The organism is Nocardia cyriacigeorgica (assembly GCF_010858045.1).
Classification (GTDB): Bacteria; Actinomycetota; Actinomycetes; order Mycobacteriales; family Mycobacteriaceae; genus Nocardia; species Nocardia cyriacigeorgica_E.
On record NZ_JAAGVC010000003.1, the window covers coordinates 147,942 to 167,037 of the forward strand.

Annotated in this window: 14 protein-coding genes; 10 read left to right on the forward strand and 4 right to left on the reverse strand. The window is 68.3% G+C overall.

Features of this window, described 5'->3' with window-relative positions; all coding sequences use genetic code 11:
• Window positions 1-215: 215 nt before the first annotated feature.
• The 3 genes from GV790_RS04620 to GV790_RS04630 form a co-directional block, all read right to left on the reverse strand.
• Window positions 216-6,413, reverse strand: a complete 6,198-nt coding sequence (locus tag GV790_RS04620) for a non-ribosomal peptide synthetase (protein WP_163810815.1) — start codon at window positions 6,411-6,413, stop codon at window positions 216-218.
• A gap of 313 nt (window positions 6,414-6,726) precedes the next feature.
• Window positions 6,727-7,872: an LLM class flavin-dependent oxidoreductase gene (locus GV790_RS04625; RefSeq protein WP_163810817.1), complete on the reverse strand. Its 1,146-nt coding sequence runs from the start codon at window positions 7,870-7,872 to the stop codon at window positions 6,727-6,729.
• Between the two features lie 55 nt (window positions 7,873-7,927).
• Complete coding sequence (locus GV790_RS04630; RefSeq protein ID WP_375139367.1) at window positions 7,928-8,563, reverse strand: TetR/AcrR family transcriptional regulator; 636 nt, start codon at window positions 8,561-8,563, stop codon at window positions 7,928-7,930.
• A gap of 95 nt (window positions 8,564-8,658) precedes the next feature.
• On the opposite strand from GV790_RS04630, the gene GV790_RS04635 reads away from it, so the two are divergent.
• The 3 genes from GV790_RS04635 to GV790_RS04645 all read left to right on the forward strand — a co-directional run bounded on the left by GV790_RS04635 (window position 8,659) and on the right by GV790_RS04645 (window position 12,930).
• Entirely contained in the window at window positions 8,659-10,215 is a 1,557-nt protein-coding gene (locus tag GV790_RS04635; protein ID WP_163810822.1) for a flavin-containing monooxygenase, read from the forward strand.
• Window positions 10,216-10,336: 121 nt separating this feature from the next.
• On the forward strand, window positions 10,337-11,710 hold the full coding sequence (locus tag GV790_RS04640) for an FAD-dependent oxidoreductase (RefSeq protein WP_163810824.1): 1,374 nt from the start codon (window positions 10,337-10,339) through the stop codon (window positions 11,708-11,710).
• A 203-nt stretch (window positions 11,711-11,913) separates the two neighbouring features.
• Window positions 11,914-12,930, forward strand: coding sequence for a PP2C family protein-serine/threonine phosphatase (locus GV790_RS04645; RefSeq protein WP_163810826.1), 1,017 nt, complete (start codon window positions 11,914-11,916; stop codon window positions 12,928-12,930).
• Between the two features lie 27 nt (window positions 12,931-12,957).
• Here the strand turns inward: GV790_RS04645 and GV790_RS04650 are convergent, their stop codons facing one another.
• Window positions 12,958-13,296, reverse strand: a complete 339-nt coding sequence (locus tag GV790_RS04650; protein ID WP_014351415.1) for a hypothetical protein — start codon at window positions 13,294-13,296, stop codon at window positions 12,958-12,960.
• 238 nt (window positions 13,297-13,534) lie between these two features.
• Here GV790_RS04650 and GV790_RS04655 point away from each other — a divergent pair, with 238 nt between their 5' ends.
• From GV790_RS04655 to thpD, 7 genes are all read left to right on the forward strand, one after another.
• Entirely contained in the window at window positions 13,535-13,846 is a 312-nt protein-coding gene (locus tag GV790_RS04655; protein ID WP_014351414.1) for a hypothetical protein, read from the forward strand.
• 155 nt (window positions 13,847-14,001) lie between these two features.
• Window positions 14,002-14,712, forward strand: a complete 711-nt coding sequence (locus GV790_RS04660; RefSeq protein WP_163810828.1) for a response regulator transcription factor — start codon at window positions 14,002-14,004, stop codon at window positions 14,710-14,712.
• A 23-nt stretch (window positions 14,713-14,735) separates the two neighbouring features.
• A complete protein-coding gene (locus GV790_RS04665) occupies window positions 14,736-15,794 on the forward strand; it encodes a HAMP domain-containing sensor histidine kinase (RefSeq protein WP_163810830.1) in 1,059 nt (352 codons plus the stop codon).
• Window positions 15,795-15,938: 144 nt separating this feature from the next.
• Window positions 15,939-16,538, forward strand: coding sequence for a diaminobutyrate acetyltransferase (gene ectA, locus GV790_RS04670; RefSeq protein ID WP_163810832.1), 600 nt, complete (start codon window positions 15,939-15,941; stop codon window positions 16,536-16,538).
• The gene (gene ectB / locus GV790_RS04675; RefSeq protein ID WP_163810834.1) at window positions 16,538-17,800 is read left to right on the forward strand and encodes a diaminobutyrate--2-oxoglutarate transaminase; all 1,263 of its coding nucleotides are present in this window, start codon (window positions 16,538-16,540) and stop codon (window positions 17,798-17,800) included. The genes ectA and ectB overlap by 1 nt, the downstream gene beginning before the upstream one ends.
• An 11-nt stretch (window positions 17,801-17,811) precedes the next feature.
• Entirely contained in the window at window positions 17,812-18,207 is a 396-nt protein-coding gene (locus tag GV790_RS04680; RefSeq protein WP_014351408.1) for an ectoine synthase, read from the forward strand.
• A 14-nt stretch (window positions 18,208-18,221) separates the two neighbouring features.
• Window positions 18,222-19,094 (forward strand): ectoine hydroxylase, encoded by an 873-nt coding sequence (gene thpD, locus GV790_RS04685; RefSeq protein WP_175585801.1) that lies wholly within the window; start codon window positions 18,222-18,224, stop codon window positions 19,092-19,094.
• Window positions 19,095-19,096 lie beyond the last annotated feature (2 nt).

The following is a 19,096-nucleotide window of genomic DNA, read 5'->3' on the forward strand; positions in this document are numbered from 1 at the left end:
CGCTTGGGGGAGTGGTGATTCACGTGGAACCGCGGATGCACCGCGTGCCAGTGCCCATCTTCGATCCCCTCGTGCAGGCTGTGCAAGCATGCATCGACTGCCAAAATCTGGCGGTGTCGGGACCGCGAGATCACCGTTCGCGCAGGTGAGCTCAGGTGGCGGGCCCCGTCACGGCGACCGAAGCCGGTAAACCCGCGAGTTCGTCACCGTGCACCTCAAACCGGCGTCTCGACGCGATCAGGCAGGTAGCCGGTAGCCATGAACGTCTCGACGAACGTGTCGATCACCGACCGATCGACCGTCGTGCACCTGATCCCGGTGCGCGCCAATGCCGCGACGGTGTGCTGATCGCGGTAATCGAGGTGCCGGGTCGGGCCGAGCCCGCTGGATCGCAGCAGTGCCGCACGGACCAGGGATTGGTCCCCGGCGGCTGCGCGCAGCGCCGATTCGCGTTCCAGAGCGTCGAGCACGGTCGACAGGTCGGTGGTCGAGATCGGCACCCCGTGATCACGCAGACTGTCGAAGATGTCGGCGAGGGCCACCGGCGTCTTGTTCACCAGGTGATAGACGTGCCGGGAGGGAGCATCCAGCGAGATCGCGACGATAGCGCCGACCACATAGTCCACTGGGACCAGCGAGACCGTCGCATCCGCGACCTCGGGTGCCATGCCCAACACCGCCGCCGCGCGTACCAGGCTCCACAGCGAGTCCGATTCGTTGTTGATGCCATGGGCTGCCGAACCGCACACGGTGCTCGGGCGGAAGATGGTCGCGGGGACGCCGCGTGCGATCGCCTGCCGAATCAGTTCCTCGGCAGCCCATTTCGAAGCGATATAGCCGCTGTCGGGCAGTTCGCCTGCGCGCAGGCGGATCGTCTCGTCGATGACATCGCTCGGAGCGGTCGCCGAGACCGCGGTGCCGATGGTCGACACGAAGTGCGTCGGCTTCACCCGTCCGGTGGTGGCCAGGCGCAATATCCACCGGGTACCTTCCACATTCGCCGCCCGCAGCCGGCTGTACGGTTCGACGTGGTTGACCCGCGCACCGTTGTGGTAGATCACGTCCACGTCCGCGGCGAGCCGGTCGAACTCGGCCTCGGTGAGACCGAGCATCGGGGCGGCGAGATCGCCGGGCACCGCGACGATGCGATCGGCGAAGGCGTGCTCCCACAGCCGGTAGCGCTGCAGCGCCGATCTGATCCTGGCCGCGGCATCGTCGCGGTCACGGGCGCGAACCAGGCAGCGGACGGTGGCTTCGGTGCGGTCGAGCAGTTCCCGCAACAGATGCGCACCCAGATAGCCGGTCGCGCCCGTCACGAGGATGGTGCGGACCGGGCCCGGACGCACCGAACTGCGGCCGGCCGCATCGATATCGTCGTCGAGGACGGCGTCCACGGTGGGCGTGGGTATCGGTGTGGGCTCGGCGTTTCCTTCCAGCAGCGCGGCGAGGCCGCCGACCGTCGGGGTGGACAGCAGCGCCGACATCGGAACTCTGCGATCGATGCGGGCCGACAACCGTTGGTGCAGAGTGAATGCCAGCAGCGATGAGCCACCGAGTTCGTAGAAATCGTCGTCCACGCCGAGCGCATCGAGGCCGAGCACCTCCCGGAAAACCTCAGCGATCTGCTCTTCGAGCGGTGTCCGTGGCCGGGCGTAGGTGGTCACGGCGAGCACCGGCTCGGGCAGCGCCGCACGATCGAGTTTGCCGCTGGAATTCGTCGGCAACGCATCGAGCACCGTGATCGCGGCGGGAACCATATACATCGGCAGCCGTTGCGCCACCTGGCTGCGCAACGAACCGGGGTCGATGGCGGTGCCGGCCGCCGCGACGACGTAGGCGACGAGACGATCACCTGCGTCGGAGGGGCGCATGGTGACGACGGCTTGTGCTACCGCGGGCTCGGCGAGCAACGCCGTTTCGATCTCACCCAGCTCGATCCGCTGGCCGCGCAGCTTGACCTGGAAGTCGGTGCGGCCGAGGTACTCCAGCCGTCCGCCCGCGTTCCAGCGCACCAGATCCCCGGTCCGGTACATGCGCGCACCGGGTTCGCCGAGCGGGTGCGCGACGAATCGGCCGGCGGTGAGCTGAGCGGCCGCGTGATACCCGCGGGCGAGTTGTCCACCGGCCAAGTAGAGCTCACCCGTCACACCGACCGGCACCGGCCGAAGCCGCCCATCGAGCACGAGGACGTGACTGTTCCACTGCGGAACACCGATCGGAACCTGCGCGCCCACCAGGTCGGCCGAGGTGAGCTGATGTTCGGTGATGCTGACCGCCGCTTCCGTCGGCCCGTACAGGTTGTGCAGTTCGGCGTGGCAGCGGGCGGCGAAGGCGCGTGCGGTTTCCGGGGGCAAGGCTTCGCCGATGACGAACACCGCGCGAAGTGTGGCGAGGTCGGCCGGCTCGGCGTGCGCTGCGAACACCGTCAGCATGGACGGGACGAAGTCGGTGAGCGTGCAGCGATGCCGCGCGATCAGACGGCACAGCGCCGCCGGGTCACGATGGTCCTCGGGTCCAGCGAGCACGAGCTCGGCGCCCGCCCACAGCGGCAGGAAGTACCCCCACAACGACACGTCGAACGTCGCGGGAGTCTTCTGAAGATAACTGTCGGTGCGGTCGATGCGGTACCGATCGGTCATCCACGCGAGCTGATTGACGATGGCCGTGTGGCTGATGACCACGCCCTTGGGGAGGCCGGTGGAGCCGGAGGTGTAGATGACGTACGCGGGTTGCTCACCGTGCGTGCCGGCCACGCGCTCGGCATCGGAGATCGGCGCCGCGCTCAGCGACGACAACTCCAGCCGGTCGACGGCGTACGCGGCCACACCGTCCGGTGCGGCGAAGTCGTCGGCAGACGTGGTCAACACGCAACGCGGTGACGCGGATTCGAGCACATGCCCGATCCGCTCGGCCGGATGTCCGGGGTCGATGGGTACCCAGGCCGCGCCCGCCTCGACGATCGCGCAGAACGCCACCACCTGGTCGATCGAGCGGCGCATCGCCACGGCGACGATGTCCTCCGGCCCGACACCGTGGCCGATCAACCAGCGCGCCAGCCGGTGCGTCCGGTCGTGGAGCTGCCGGTAGGTCACCGATTCCGTACCGCAGATCACGGCCACGGCATCCGGTGTCTGCCGCGCCCGTTGCCAGATGGGAGCCGTCAACCGGTGCGTGCCGACCGGGCGCGCGTCGCCGGAGGACCACTCGCGCAGGGAAAGCCGGTCGGCGGGGCCGATGATGTCGAGCTCGCTCACCGGCGTCCCTGGACGGTCGGCGATCTGCTGCAGCAGATGCAGGTAGGTGTCGAGGAACCGTCGAACGGTCGACTCGTCGAAGAGATCTGTCGCATAGGTGAAGCGAACCGCGATGGGGCCGGGGCTTCCGTCGTCCGCCCGGGTGTCGACCACTGCGATGTGCAAATCTGTTTTCGACGTTCGCGTATCCACCTCGAAAGCGGAGAACTGGACCTCCGACAGCTCGAGTTCGGCTTCGGCGAAGTTCTGGAAGGCGAATCCCACTTGATAGAGGGGATGGCGACCGGGCGACCGGTTGGGGCCGACGGCGTCGACGACCTGTTCGAACGGCACATCCGAATGCGCGAAGTTGACCAGGTCGCGTTCACGGGTGCGGTCCAGCAATGCCGTGAATCGTTCGCCGGGATCGATGCGGGTACGCGAGACGGTGGTATTGACGAACATCCCCACCACGTCATCGAGCGCGGACTCGCCGCGGTTGGTCATCGGCACGCCGATCGCGATATCGGTCGACCCGGACAGCCGTGCCAGCATCACCGCCAGGGCGGTGCGCATCACCATGAAGACGGTCGCGCGATGCTTGCGCGCGACGGTGACCAAGCCGCGGTGCAGTTCGGCGTCGGCGATGCGCTGCACAGCCGAACCTTTCAATGACGCCACCGCCGGTCGTGGACGGTCCATCGGCAGATCGAGGCCCTCGGGCAGGCCGTCGAGCTCCGCTGTCCAGTACGACAGTTGCCGTGCCAGCAGTGAATCGGGATCCTCCCGTGCGCCGAGCAGATCCTGATGCCACAACGCGTAATCGGCGTACTGGACCGGCAGTGGGCGCCACGCCGGAGCCGTGCCCGCGCAGCGTGCGGCGTAGGCCGCGGTGATGTCGCGCGCGAGCGGCGCCAACGACGATCCGTCGGCACAAATGTGGTGCATGGCGCACACGAGGATGTATCCGTCGTCGGCGCGCAGCAATGCGACCCGAACCGGCACCTCGGCGGCGACATCGAAGCCGCGCCACAGCAATTGGTGGACTCGTTCGGAGACCTCTGCCGATGACGCGGCGGCCGCGACGGCGGTGACCGGAAGACCGATTTCGGCCGCACCCGGGTCGAGCACCTGCTGGAACGGTCCCGCCGCGTCGGCGGGATACCTGGTCCGCAGCGATTCGTGGCGGGCCAGGACATCGGCGAATGCCGCCCGCAACGCCGAGACATCCAGCTCGCCGGAGAGGGCGAGGGCGAAGCCCAGATTGTCGACCGCCGAGTCGGTGTCGAACTGGTTGCGCAGCCAGAACCGCACTTGCGCCGGCGACAGCGGCACGCGCTGCGGGCGGGCCGCGGCGCGCAACGGTGGACGAGACACGTCGAACACCTGGGTGCGCAACGCTTTCGCCAAGCTCGCCACCGTCGGGTGGTCGAACAGCAGCCGCGGCGGAATCCTGGTACCCCAGATATCGGTCAACACCGCGGTGACCTGGGTGGCCAGCAGCGAATTGCCGCCGGCGGTGAAGAAGTCCGTTTCGGCTCCGATGCGCCGGCCGAGCACCCTGGCGAAGGCGTCGGCCACCAGATCCTCGCCCACACCGGAAGGAGCGCGATAGCCGGAGGCGGCAGTCGCGTCCGCGCGCAATGCCGCTCGGTCGGCCTTGCCGGAAGGCGTCGTCGGAATCGTGTTGACCAGGTGGATCGCGTTCGGCAACAGATGCCGCGGCAACAGCTCGGTCAAGGCATCCGACAGTTGTGCCGCCTCGAGCGTACGGCCAGGTTCCGGCTGCACGAACGCCGCCAGGATCGTCTCACCGGACGCCGAGCGGAAATCGACGGTCACCGCGGTCCGGACTCCGTCCAGCCGGGTCAGCGTCGCGTCGATCTCACCCAACTCGATGCGTGCGCCGCGCACCTGGATCTGGTCGTCGACCCGGCTGAGATACTCGAATTCGCTCTCGGCTGTTCGTCGCACGAGATCACCGGTGCGGTACATCCGTTCGCCCGGCGCGCCGTAGGGATCCGGGACGAATCGCTGCGCCGTCAGACCGCGACGCTCGTGGTAGCCGCGCGCGACCGACGGACCGGAGACGTACAGCTCGCCGATCTGGCCTTCGCCCACCAGTCGTAGTCGTGAGTCCAGGGCATAGCAGCGGGTGCGGCCGATCGCCGACCCGATGCTCACGGGTCGGCCAGGGAGCAGCGGATCACTCATGGTCGCGACGACCGTGGTCTCGGTGGGGCCGTACGCGTTGTAGAACTGCCGGCCCGCATCCGCCCACTCGCGGACCAGACCTGCCGGGCACGGCTCACCGCCTACGACGACGACCCGCAGCGACTCCAGCCCCGCGGGGTCGAGGGAGGCCAGGACGGAGGGCGTCAGGAACGCGTGCGTGACGCCGGTCGTGGCGATGAGGCTTGCCAGTTCGTTGCCGCCGATGATCGACGGGGACGCGATCACCATGGTGGCACTCGATCCCACAGCGAGCAGGAGCTCGAGGATGGAGGCGTCGAAGCTCGGCGAGGCGAAGTGCAGTGTGCGAGCGTCGGCGGTGACGCGGTACCGCTGGGTGAGCTCCGCGCACAGCTCGGCGAGCCCGCTGTGGGAGACCTCGACGCCCTTGGGTTGCCCGGTGGATCCGGAGGTGTAGATGACATACGCGATATTGGCGGCGCCGAGGCGAGTGGGCCGGTCCTGATAGGACACAGCGGCGGTGGACTGGGCCGCGATCTCGGCCATTGCCGAGGCGTCGTCGAGGACCACCCAGGCGATATCGGCCGGGAGTTGGTCGTGCGCCGAACGATCGGTGATTCCCAGCACGGCGCCGCAGTCGTCGAGGAGATAGTCGATGCGATGGGCGGGGTAGCTCGCGTCGACCGGCACGAAGGCGGCGCCGGTCTTGGCCACGGCCCACACCGCGATGATCGACTCGACCGAGCGCGACAGAACTATCGCGACCGTCGACTCCGGGCCGGCTCCCCGGGACAACAGCATGCGAGCCAGCCGGGTGGATTGTTCGTCCACGTCGCGGTAGCGAAGAGCGACGTCTCCGCTCACCACGGCGATGCCGTCGGGGTCCCGCTCGACCGCCGTGGTCAACAGCGTGGCGAGGGTGCGCGACGATCCAGCCGAGCGGCGACGTGTTCGTGGATGCGGGCTGGTCGGGGTGCTACTGCTCAAGTTCATGTCCTGTCAAGCGCCGTGGAGCTGGCTCATGCTAGGACGGTTGCTGCGGCGTTACCGTGGGTGGGAAATGAGCAGTGGCAGCCGGCTGCGCCGACCCGCGTGCACACGGTGCGTCGTTGCGTGTGCTGCCGGAATCGGGGGTGGACGCACCCGCGAAATCGCTGGCCCCCCTGGTGAAATGGGGTGAGGTCGCCGGGGATCGTGGTGGCATTTCGCCGGATTCGGTCTCCCCGCGGTGCGGATCGACCAGCCGTCGATACGAGACGGCAGTCGGTGCACATCTGCACCGACTGCCGTTCCCGGCCCCTCAGCTACTGGCCGAGGCCGCGAAAGGTGTCCCGGTGGACGCGAATTCGCGCCGGTTCGGATGCCGCCACAGCCCCTTGCGTTCCAGGATCGGCAGCACCCCTTCGCCGAACCAGTACGCCTCTTCCAGGTGCGGATACCCGGACAGGATGAAGTGGTCGATGCCGAGCCTGGCGTATTCGGCGATCCGCTCGGCCACTTCGGCGTGGGAGCCGACCAGTGCGGTGCCCGCACCGCCGCGCACCAGTCCGACACCGGCCCAGAGATTGGGCGCGATCTCGAGCCGGTCGGTGCGCCCGCCGTGCAGTTCGAGCATCCGCCGCTGCCCCTCGGACTCACTGCGCGCGAGATTGGCCTGCACCCGTTCGACGTCGGCCGGATCGATGCCGGCGAGCAGCCGATCGGCCTCGGCCCAGGCTTCCTCGGACGTATCGCGGCTGATGACGTGGATGCGCAGCCCGAAATCGAGCCTGCGTCCCCGCTCGGCGGCCAGCCCGCGGATCCACTCGAGCTTGCGGCTCACCGCCAGCAGCGGCTCACCCCAGGTGAGATAGGTGTCGGCATACCGGGCGGCCACCGGGCCCGCCGGTGCGGAGGAGCCGCCGAAGAAGATCGGCGGCACCGGGTCGGGACGATTGTTCAGGAGCGCTTCGCGCACCTGGATGTGCTCGCCGTCGAAGCTCACCGGCTCGGCCGAGGTCCACAATTGCCGGACGACATCGAGGAATTCGCCGGTTCGGGCATAGCGCTGGGTCTTGTCGAGGAAATCGCCGTAGGCCTGCTGCTCATGCGGTTCGCCGCCGGTCACCACGTTCAGCAGCAGCCGTCCACGCGAATGGCGCTGGAAAGTGCCCGCCATCTGCGCGGCCAGGGTGGGGCTGATCAACCCGGGCCGGAACGCGACCAGGAACTTCAAGGTCTCGGTGGTCTCGACCAGCATGGCGGTCGTCAGCCAGGCGTCCTCGCACCACGCGCCGGTCGGGGTCAGCACAGCTTCGAAGCCGTTGTCCTCGGCGGCGGCGCCGATCTGATTCAGATAGCGCAGGCTGGCCGGCCGGTCACCGGACATGGCGGTACCGTGACCGCCCGCGATGAGACCGCGGGAGTCGCCGTAGGTGGGCAGGAACCAATGAAACGACAGGCTCATCCGCTCATCGTCGAATGCGGGCAGCGCCGCGTCACGGGTTGCAACCAGCGCGGTTTTAATCCGGCTGCACGACGCTCACATAGGCGGCCAGGAACCCGAACAGGCCCGCACTGTGCTCGATGATCTGCTCGGCATCGAAGTCCAGTTCGCCGTCCAGCCAGCGCCGCAGCACCTCGAACAGGCCACCGACGGCCAGCGTCGATCCCAGATGTGCCACCGCGATGGTGGATTCGGCCAGATGCAGGTAGCGCCGGGCATGGGCGAGCACCAAGTCGGTGAACCGGGTCATGATCTCGCTGCGCAGCTCGCGCATGACCGGTTCGGCCGCGGATTCGATGAACAGGATCCGCGCCATCACCGGATCGTCGGCGATCATCCGGACGAACGCACCGACCGTCGCCCTGGCCACTTCATCCGGTGCGGCCCCATCGGCGGGTGCGGCCAGTTCCACCTCGCGGCGCAGGATGGATTCCAACTCCACCGCCACCGCGCGCAGCAGCGCGTCGCGGTCGCTGAAGTGCTGGTAGAAGTACCGCGAGGTCAGCTTGGCCTCCGCGCAGACGGCCGTGACCGTGGTCTCGGCGGCGCCGCGGGTGCCCAGCAGCAGGGTGGCGGCCTCGATCAACCGGGCGCGACGTTGATCGTGTCGCTGCTCGGCGGTCAGGCCCCCGTAGACGCGTGCTGGACTCACGGCCGACATTCTGTCATGATTCCAGGCATCTGACTAAGTGTAAAGTCAGATGGAACCCGGACGAAGGCGTCCGGGTGCGACCAGACGAGGAACTCATGACGCGGCATGTCGACGTATTGATCATCGGCGCTGGCCTGTCCGGAATCGGCGCGGCCTGCCATCTGGCCAAGGAGCAGACCGGACGCAGCTTCGCCATCCTGGAGCGGCGCACCGCCATCGGCGGCACCTGGGATCTGTTCCGCTACCCGGGCATCCGCTCCGATTCGGACATGTTCACCTTCGGCTACGGCTTCCGGCCCTGGACCGGGACCAAGGTGCTGGCCGATGGACCGAGCATCCGCCGCTACGTCGAGGAGACCGCCGCCGAATACGGCGTCACCGAGCACATCCGCTTCGGCCGCAAGATGGTGAAGGCGAGCTGGTCCAGCGAGGCCGGCCAGTGGACGGTCGAAGCGCTCAACGAGGAAACCGGCGAGACCGAGATCCACACCAGCAATTTCCTCATCGGCTGCACCGGCTACTACGACTACGACAAGGGCTACCAGCCCACCTTCCCCGGTCAGGAACGCTTCGGCGGCCGGCTGGTGCACCCGCAGCACTGGCCCGAGGACCTGGACTACACGGGCAAGCGCGTGGTCGTCATCGGCTCCGGCGCCACCGCGATCACGCTGATCCCGGCCATGGCACCCGATGCCGAGCACGTCACGATGCTCCAGCGCTCGCCCACCTACATCGCGGCCATCCCCAGCGACGACCCGGTCTCGGTCGGATTCAACGCCGCCCGCATTCCCGCCGCGCTGACCTACAAGCTGGGCCGCGCCCGCAATATCGCCCTGCAGCGCGCCACCTACGAGCTGTCGCGCAAGCAGCCCGACGTGGCCCGCAAACTGCTGCTGTCGGCGGTGCGTCTCGCGGTCGGCCCGAATGTCGACATGCGCCACTTCACGCCGAAGTACAACCCGTGGGATCAGCGGCTGTGCGTGGTGCCCAACGGCGACCTGTTCAAGGTGCTGAAGTCGGGTGAGGCCTCGATCGTCACCGACACCATCGAGACCTTCACCGAGACCGGCATCAAACTCTCCTCGGGCGAGGAGCTGCCCGCCGACATCATCATCAGCGCCACCGGCCTCAACGTGCAGATGCTCGGCGGCGCGGCCCTCGAGGTCGACGGCGAACCGGTGGCCACCCGGGATCGCGTGCTCTACAAGGGTGCCCTGCTCGAGGGCGTGCCCAACGCGATGGTCGTGCTCGGTTACACCAACGCCTCCTGGACGCTGAAGGCCGATCTCGCCGCCGAGTACTTCTGCAAGCTGCTGAACTACATGCGCGACAAGGGCTTCACCCAGGTCGTTCCGCGCGCTGATGAGGCCGATCGGTCCACTGATTCGCTCATGGGCGGTGCCCTGACCTCGGGCTACATCCAGCGCGGCGACGGCGTCATGCCGCGCCAGGGTGCGCGCGGGCCGTGGAAGGTGATCAACAACTACTACCGCGACCGCGCCTACCTGCGGAACAGCCCCGTCGAGGACGACGCGCTCGAATTCACCGACGCCTCGGGCGGCACGGTGACCGGTCTGCGGCCGTCCAGCCCGCGCGGTGTGCTCGGCAAGGCCGCCGAACGGCTGCCGCTGATCGGTACGCGCACGGCCTGATTCGATATCCGGCGCCGGTCGCGTCCTGCGGGAGGCGGCCGGCGCCGTCGTGCGCGCGCACCATCCACCGGTGGCACGCCGAATGCCGTCGACGGCAGCGCCCGCTCGGTAGCGTGGCCGTATGAGCGAGCGACTGGTGATCATCGGCGGTGACGCGGCGGGCATGTCGGCCGCCTCGCAGGCGCGCCGGATGCGCGGGCCGGGCGAGTTGTCGATCGTCGTGTTCGAGCGCGGGCATTTCGCCTCCTACTCCGCCTGCGGCATTCCGTATTGGGTGGGCGGCCATGTCACCGATCGCGACGCGTTGATCGCGCGCACGCCGCAGGAGCATCGGGCCCGCGATATCGATCTGCGCATGCGCACCGAGGTGGTCGACATCGATATCGATCGGCGCCGGGTGCGCGCACGTGAGCTGGATTCGGGCGCCGAATCCTGGACCGACTACGACAAACTCGTCCTCGCCACCGGCGCCCGCCCCATTCGCCCGCCGCTACCGGGCATCGACGCCGAGGGCGTGCACGGCGTGCAGACCCTCGACGACGGCCAGGCGCTCATCGATACCCTCGAACGCGCCGAGAGCAGGCGCGCGGTCGTGGTCGGCGCCGGCTACATCGGGGTCGAGATGGCCGAGGCGCTGATCAACCGCGGCTTCGAGGTCACCCTGATCAACCGCGGTCCCGAGCCGATGTCGACGCTGGATCCGGACATGGGCGCGCTGGTGCGCACCGCGATGGGCGGCATGGGCGTCAAGGTCGTCGGCAACGCCGAGGTCACCGCCATCGGCACCGATGCCGCAGGCCGCGCGCGCTCGGTCGTCACCGCACAGGCCGAATATCCCGCCGACGTGGTGGTTCTCGGCATCGGCGTGCGGCCGGAGACCACCCTCGCCGAGGCCGCGGGACTGCCGCTGGGCGAACACGGCGGCCTGCTGACCGATCTGTCCATGCGGGTGCGCGGCCGTGACGACATCTGGGCCGGCGGCGACTGCGTCGAGGTGCTCGACCTGGTCTCCGGCGTCGACCGGCACATCGCCCTCGGCACCCACGCCAACAAACACGGCCAGATCATCGGCGCCAATATCGGCGGCGGCTACGCGACCTTCCCCGGCGTGGTCGGCACCGCGGTGAGCAAGGTCTGCGATCTCGAGGTGGCGCGCACCGGACTGCGGGAGAAGGACGCTCGCGCCATCGGCCTGCAATACGTGAGCGTCACCATCGAATCGACCAGCCGCTCCGGCTATTTCCCCGGTGCCGAACCGATGACGGTGAAGATGCTCGCCGAACGCCGCACCGGCCGGCTGCTCGGTGTGCAGATCGTCGGCCGGGAGGGTGCGGGCAAACGCGTCGATATCGCCGCGGTCGCGCTCACGGCCGGGCTGACCGTCGAGCAGATGACGGCGCTGGATCTCGGATACGCGCCGCCGTTCTCGCCGGTCTGGGACCCGGTACTGGTGGCAGCGCGCAAGGCCGTCACAGCCGTGCGCGAGCGCGGCTGATCCGCCCGGAATACCGCGCGGACCCATCGTGGCGATCTGTGGGCACACCCGGTCACCGCTCCCGTACTATCGTCGATCGACAACCATGATCAGAAGGGGGGCGCGGTGCAGCCTGGGGAATCGGTGAACAGCCGCAGGGACAGCAGGGGTTTACCACTGCGTGGACGACGTGCCGGTGGCGCGGCGCGCGCGGCGGTGCGCAGGTGAGCCCGGAAGCCGGTGCGGGCCTGGGCAGCTCGGAGTTTCTGACCACCCCGATCCCCGCGCCCGCGCAGACCCCCGAGGCGGGCGGAGGTGCGGAGCCGGTGCGGCGCGTCGCCTTACCGCACGCGGAGGCCGCGGCCGAGCCGGACCCGCGACCGGCCCATCCCGGTCGCGCCCATGTGCCCGGCCCGCCGGACCGGTTCGAGGCCGACCTCGGCGCCGTCGCGCTGGTGACCGATCGCGGTGTGGCACACGCACGTAACGAGGACGCGGTGGCTGCGGGCGTGGGTGTGCCCGCGCCCGGCCGTGCGCCCGCCACGGTGGCCGTGGTGTGTGATGGCGTGTCGTCGTCACCGAATCCGCAAGCCGCGTCCGGCACCGCCGCACGCACCGGCGTCGACGCCTGCCTGGCCGCGCTGGCCGAGGGCAGACCCGACGACGAAGCGGCCACCGCGGGCCTGGCCGCCGCCGTGGCCGCGGTCCGCGCTATCGCCGCGATCGACGGCGACTCACCCTCGTGCACCTACGTCGGCGCCATCGTGCACGACGACGGCGCAGGCAACGCCACGATCACCGTCGCCAACGTCGGCGACAGCCGGGCCTACTGGCTGGTCCCCGGTGACACCGACCACGACGCCGAACCCGCCTCCCGGCGGCTCACCTTCGACGACTCCTGGGCCCAGGCCCTCGTCGACGCCGGTGCCATGGACGAAGCCGCCGCCATGAACGACCCGCGCGCGCATACCTTGCTGCGCTGGCTCGGCGCCGACTACGACCAGCAACCGTGGTCGACCCGCAGCGTGCAGAGCTTCCGGTGCGCCGGCCCCGGCGTGCTGCTGCTGTGCAGCGACGGACTGTGGAACTATCTGCCCGATCCGGTCGCGCTGGCCGCGATAGCCACGGCGAAGCCGCCCGCCCTCGCGGCCAGGGATCTGGCCGATTACGCGGTGGCGTGCGGCGGCGGCGACAACATCACCGTGGCGCTGGTACCGGTGGGCGGTCCTGGCCCCACCTGAGCCGGCCCGGCGCACGGCGGCAAACGGTCAGTGACCCTGCTGGTCGGTGAGCTTGTGCCCGTGCATCGCCTTCACCCGGCGATGTTCGAGCGCGATAACGGCCACACCGCCGATCAGCAGGACGGCCGCGGCGATACCGCCGACGATCGCCCAGCCCTCATAGCCGTAGCCCGCCGCGGTCAAGGTCAGCGCGACGGCCACCAACCCGAGCGCGCACATCACGATGCCCGGCCAGTTGCGCACGTCCTCCATCGCCTCGCCCGCATGCGCGCGGGTGGTTCGGGTGTCGTCCGGGAAATGATGTTCGGGAACGTGCGGGGAGTCCCGGTGGAAACCCCTGGTCGAATCGTCGGGCCCGGCTGCCATCGCGTTCTCCTTCCGGTCGATGATCCGGGGTGAGTGTCCGGATGGTGACACTGGCCGAGTACCCCGGGTTCGCCGAAACAATCGAGACGCCCGCCACCAGGGCATCGGCGGACAGCTGCCTGTCCGGTGGTTTGTCGCCGAACGGGCACGGGTATCAAGTCGGCGAGCCGGTGCGATCGTCTCGACGGTTCGCTCATCGGTGACCGCTACGCACGCACCTACCGCGAGGAGGTTCGTCATGAACGGTGGCCCATCGGCCGGTCCGGGACAGACCATGGTCACCACAAACCACGACGTCATCCGTCGCTGGGCCGAGAGGCGCGGCGCCAACCCGGCCACCATGCCCGGCAGCGACTACAACGGACGCGTCGAAGTGTTGCGGTTCGACTTCCCGCGCTACGGCGGCGCGGGATTGCTGCCCGTCGACTGGGACGACTGGTTCGCCACCTTCGACGCACGTCAGCTGTGCTTCCGCTACCAGGAACGACGCCCCGACGGCAGCCCCAGCAACTTCTTCCGGCTGGAGCGTCCCGACCGACCAGTTCGGTGAGCGATCTCACTCGAGGTTTAGCAATCGGGCATACAGGGCACTACTGTTACCGGAAAGTTGCTCGAGAAAAGCTGAAAAGCGGAACATCGCGTCGGTCTGGGGATGCGAACCTCCGCGCCGCGATGCGCTCCGCGTATCTGCAAAGGATTTGAATATTGAGCGCGAGCCTGATGATCGTGGAAGACGACGACAGGGTCCGAGGCGCACTGCGCCTGGCCATGGAGGACGAGGGCTACGACGTCGAAGAAGCCGAGGAGGCCGAGGACGCGCTCAACCATCTGCGCAGCAACGGCGTACCCGATGTGATGATCGTCGATCTGATGCTGGGCGGCATGGACGGGTTCACCTGCATCCGTGAGATCCGCCGCGATCACGACGTGCCCATCATCGTGGTCAGCGCCCGTGACGACACCCATGACGTGGTGGCGGCGCTGGAGGCCGGCGCCGACGACTTCGTCACCAAGCCCTTCGAGATCAAGGAGATCACCGCCCGGATGCGGGCGCTGCGTCGCCGCGCCCAGCTCTCGGCCGAGCGGGAAGCGCCGGTCGAAGTGGTGCTGGACGCCGATCCCGACGCGCCGCTGATCCTCGCCCCCGACGGTGGCGCGGTCCGCCGCGGCGACGAGGAGATCGCGCTGACGCTGACCGAGTTCCGCCTGCTGTGCGAGCTGGCCGAGGTGCCCGGCCGGGTGCTGAGCCGATCGGTGCTGCTCGAGCGGGTCTGGGACCGTGGTTTCTTCGGTGACGAGCGCATCGTCGATGTGCATATGCGCCGGTTGCGCACCAAGATCGAACGCGATCCGTCCGACCCCCGGATCGTGGTCACCGTGCGTGGCCTCGGTTACCGGCTCGACGTGCAACGCTGAGCGGGCCGCCCATCTCAGCGTCGATGACGAACGCCGAACGCGTCCGCACCCGGCTCGACCCTGGCGTGTGGAGCCTCCGCGGCCGGGTCACCATCGCCTTCGCGGCGACCTCGGGCCTGATGTCGCTCGCCCTGGTGCTGCTGGTCTTCGCCCGGTTGGGCGACGACGGCGTCACCCTCGGCGAGCGGGTCGTCAACCGCCCGGTGCTGGTGATCTGCTGCGCGCTGGTGGCCGCGATGCTCGGCGCCGCGGTCGGGATCTGGGTCGGGCGCCGCGTACTGCGACCACTGCGTGATGTCGCCGAGGCGGCAGCCAAGATCGCCTCCGGTGATCTCGGCATCCGCCTGCCCGACACCCACGACCAGGACCTGGCCAGCACCGTGGACTCGTTCAACCGGATGGTCGATTCGCTGCAACGGCGCATCGACCGCGAACACCGGCTGTTCGGCGACGTCAGCCATGAGCTGCGGACCCCGCTGACCACCCTCACCGCCAGCGTGGAGGTGTTGAACAGGCACCGCGACGATCTGCCCGAACGTTCGCGCAGGGCCTTGGCCCTGGTCACCGCCGAGGTCGATCACCTGCGACGGCTGCTCGACGACCTTCTGGCGCTGGCACGGGTCGAGGCGGGCATGCATCACGGTGACGCCGACCCGCTGTCGGTGGCCGAGCTGCTCACCCACACCCTGCGCGACAGCAGGCACCCGGTGGAGCTGCTGACGGTCACCGAGGACGTCATCGTCCGCGGCCGCAAACTCGAACTCGAGCGCGCGGTGGTGAACCTGCTGGAGAACGCCGATCGGCACGGCGGGGGAGTGGTCGCGGTCACCGTGCACCGCGAGGGCGGCGACGCGGTCATTGCCGTCGATGACGCGGGCCCCGGCGTGCCACCGGCCGACCGCGATCGCATCTTCGAACGGTTCGCCACCGCGCGCACCAGCCGCCGCAAGGCCGACGGCGGTACCGGTATCGGACTGGCACTGGTGGCCGAAACGGTCGCCACCCACAAGGGCACGGTGGCATGCGGCGCCCGCCCCGGCGGCGGCGCCCGATTCACCATTCGCTTGCCCGCCATCGAGTGAATTGAAACGTGAGGTATATCCCGAAATTGCGGAGTTCATGAACGGCGTCACACGGCCGTAACACAATCGTAAAGTCCTCGACCAGGTCAGCTCAAAGTTCATTCGTAAGCCTGGGAAAGTACTGAACATCGACCTCGGAGTTGTATGTCAACGCAAGCTTTGCCCACACAGACCGACGACCCAGCGCGCGTCGATTCCGCGGCGACCCGTTCCGGATCGCACCGGCAGCCCGCCGGCGCCCCGGTTCTGCGGACCCCGGAAATTCGCGACGGGGCGCGCATGTGGGGTATCGCGAAGGATTCGCAGGTGCTGGACACCAATTCCAGCTACGCGTATCTGCTGTGGTGCCGCGATTTCGCCGCCACCTCGGTGGTCGCCGAGGTGGACGGGCGGGTCGTCGGCTTCGTGATCGGGTATCTGCGCCCGGAGTCCCCGCGTACCGTGTTCGTCTGGCAGGTCGCCGTCGATCATGATCAGCGTGGCCGCGGACTCGGCGTCGCGATGCTGGATCGCTTGGTGGACAACCTGATCGACGCCGACGGACACGGCGTCGACGCCCTGGAGACGACCGTCTCACCGGACAACCCGGCCTCCATCGCGATGTTCGCCGCACTGGCGCGGCGCCGCGGCGCGGAGATGACCAAGACCGAGTTGTTCACTCCCGGCGATTTTCCCGACAGCCATATCGCCGAGGACCTGTACCGAATCGCACCGATCGCCCGTAAAACTGAAAGGGATCTATGATGATCACCGCTGACACGACGATCTTCGACGCACTGGAATCGAATGTGCGTGGCTACTGCCGCTCCTGGCCCACGGTTTTCGAAACCGCGAAAGGTGCCTGGCTGCGTGACGAAGAAGGCAAGGATTTTCTCGATTTCTTCGCCGGCGCCGGCGCCCTGAACTACGGGCACAACAATCCCATCCTCAAGAAAGCCCTGATCGATTACATCGCCTCCGACGGCGTGACCCACGGGCTCGATATGTCCACCGTCGCCAAGCGGAAACTGCTGGAAACCGTGCGTGACACGCTGCTGGCTCCGCGCGGACTGGACTACAAGGTGCAGTTCCCCGGACCGACGGGCGCCAATGCCGTCGAGGCCGCGTTGAAGCTGGCCCGCAAGGTCACCGGCCGCCAGACCGTGCTCAGCTTCACCAACGCTTTCCACGGCATGACCCTCGGCGCGCTGTCGGTGACCGGTAACGCCGCCAAGCGCGCGGGTGCGGGCGTGCCGCTCAACCACGCCACCCCCATGCCCTACGACGGCTACTTCGACGGCACCACCGCCGATTTCCAGTGGATGGAGCGGGTGCTCGACGACTCGTCCTCGGGCTTCGACCGGCCCGCGGCGGTCATCGTGGAGACCGTGCAGGGCGAAGGCGGCGTGAATCTGGCGCGGGCGGAGTGGCTGCGGCACCTGGCCAGCCTGTGTGAGGCGCGCGGCATCCTGCTCATCGTCGACGATGTGCAGATGGGTTGCGGGCGCACCGGCCCGTTCTTCTCCTTCGAATCGGCGGGCATCACCCCCGATATCGTCACGCTGTCCAAGTCGATCGGCGGTTACGGCCTGCCGATGGCGCTGGTGCTGTTCAAGCCCGAACACGACGTCTGGGCCCCCGGCGAGCACAACGGCACCTTCCGCGGCAACAACCCCTCTTTCGTGACCGCCCAGGTGGCGCTGGAGCACTACTGGTCCGATGGCGCGCTGCAAGCCGCCACCGAGGCCAAGGGCGAGCAGATTGCCCAGGCCTTCGGCGCGATCAGCGAGGGCCTGCCGGGCATTTCGACACGCGGCCGTGGCCTCGTGCACGGCCTGGTCTTCGACGACGCCTCGCAGGCGGGCAAGGTCTGCCAGGTCGCCTTCGAACGCGGTCTGCTGGCCGAGACCTCCGGCGCCTCCGACGAGGTCGTGAAGCTCCTGCCCCCCTTGACCATCACCGAGGACGAGCTCGACCATGGATTGCAGATCTTGACCGGCGCAGTCCACACCGTCTGCGGCGCCTGAGGAGGCCAACCATGATCGTGCGTACCACCGAAGAAATCACCGGAACCGACCGTGATGTGGCCGGCACCGGCTGGCGCAGCAAGCGGATCGTGCTCGGCGGCGACCGGGTGGGGTTCTCCTTCCACGAGACCACCATCGAGGCAGGCACCACCCACGTCTTCCACTACCAGAACCACGTCGAAGCGGTCTGGCTGGTCGAGGGCGAGGGCACGCTGACCGATCTGACCAACAATCAGACCTACGAACTGGGCCCCGGTTCGATGTATCTGCTCGACGGCCATGAAAAGCACCAGCTCGAGGTGCGTACCCGGATGCGCATGATGTGCGTGTTCAATCCGCCGGTCACCGGGCAGGAGGTTCACGACGAGAACGGCGTCTATCCGTTGGTCGCCGTTCCGGCCAGCTGAGAAAGGACGCGACGTTGGCACATAATCGGATCGATCACTACCCGACCCGCACCCCGGAACCGGCGCCGCACCTCGAGCGCCACGACGCGACGGTGTGGGGTCGAATCGAGGCACCCGAGCTCGCCGGATTCGACACCGACGGGTACACGATCCTGGACCAGTTGATCTCCCCGGAGGAAGTCGCGCGCTTCGCCCGGGAGATCGACCGGCTCGCCGGCGATCCCGCACTGCGCGGCGACGAGCGGGTGATCGTGGAGAAATCCTCGAATCAGGTGCGGTCGGTGTTCGAGGTGCACCGGCTCAGTTCCGCGATCGCGGAACTGGCGGCCGAGCCGCGGGTCGCGGGCCTGGCCCGGCAGATCCTCGGGTCGGAGGTCTACCTGCATCAGAGCCGGGTGAACTACCTGCCCGGCTTTGGCGGGACGGGCTTCTACTGGCACTCCGATTTCGAGACCTGGCACGCCGAAGACGGCATGCCGTCACCGCGTGCGGTCAGCATCTCCATCGCGCTGACCGACAACTACCCGTTCAACGGCAGCCTGATGGTGATGCCGGGTTCGCACCGCACCTTCGTGCCGTGCCAAGGTGCGACACCGGCCGACCACTATCGGGAATCGTTGCGGGAGCAGCAGATCGGGGTCCCGTCCCAGGCCGATATCGAAGACTTGGCGCACAAGTACGGTATCGCGCAGTTCACCGGGCGGGCCGGGTCGGCGCTGGTGTTCGATTCGAACATCATGCACGGGTCGGCCAACAACATCACGCCGTTCCCACGTTCGAACATCTTCCTGGTGTTCAACAGCGTGGAGAACACCCTGGAGGAGCCGTTCGCGGCTCCGGCGCGGCGCCCGACCTACATCGCCAGCCGCGATTTCACGCCGATCTGAGC

Excerpts from the sequence above, each read along its gene's own strand:
- GV790_RS04625 (WP_163810817.1), bottom strand. The coding sequence starts at position 7,872 with ATGAGCCTGTCGTTTCATTGGTTCCTGCCCACCTACGGCGACTCCCGC.
- GV790_RS04635 (WP_163810822.1), top strand. The coding sequence starts at position 8,659 with ATGACGCGGCATGTCGACGTATTGATCATCGGCGCTGGCCTGTCCGGA.
- GV790_RS04640 (WP_163810824.1), top strand. The coding sequence starts at position 10,337 with ATGAGCGAGCGACTGGTGATCATCGGCGGTGACGCGGCGGGCATGTCG.
- GV790_RS04650 (WP_014351415.1), bottom strand. The coding sequence starts at position 13,296 with ATGGCAGCCGGGCCCGACGATTCGACCAGGGGTTTCCACCGGGACTCC.
- GV790_RS04655 (WP_014351414.1), top strand. The coding sequence starts at position 13,535 with ATGAACGGTGGCCCATCGGCCGGTCCGGGACAGACCATGGTCACCACA.
- GV790_RS04665 (WP_163810830.1), top strand. The coding sequence starts at position 14,736 with ATGACGAACGCCGAACGCGTCCGCACCCGGCTCGACCCTGGCGTGTGG.
- ectA (WP_163810832.1), top strand. The coding sequence starts at position 15,939 with ATGTCAACGCAAGCTTTGCCCACACAGACCGACGACCCAGCGCGCGTC.
- ectB (WP_163810834.1), top strand. The coding sequence starts at position 16,538 with ATGATCACCGCTGACACGACGATCTTCGACGCACTGGAATCGAATGTG.
- GV790_RS04680 (WP_014351408.1), top strand. The coding sequence starts at position 17,812 with ATGATCGTGCGTACCACCGAAGAAATCACCGGAACCGACCGTGATGTG.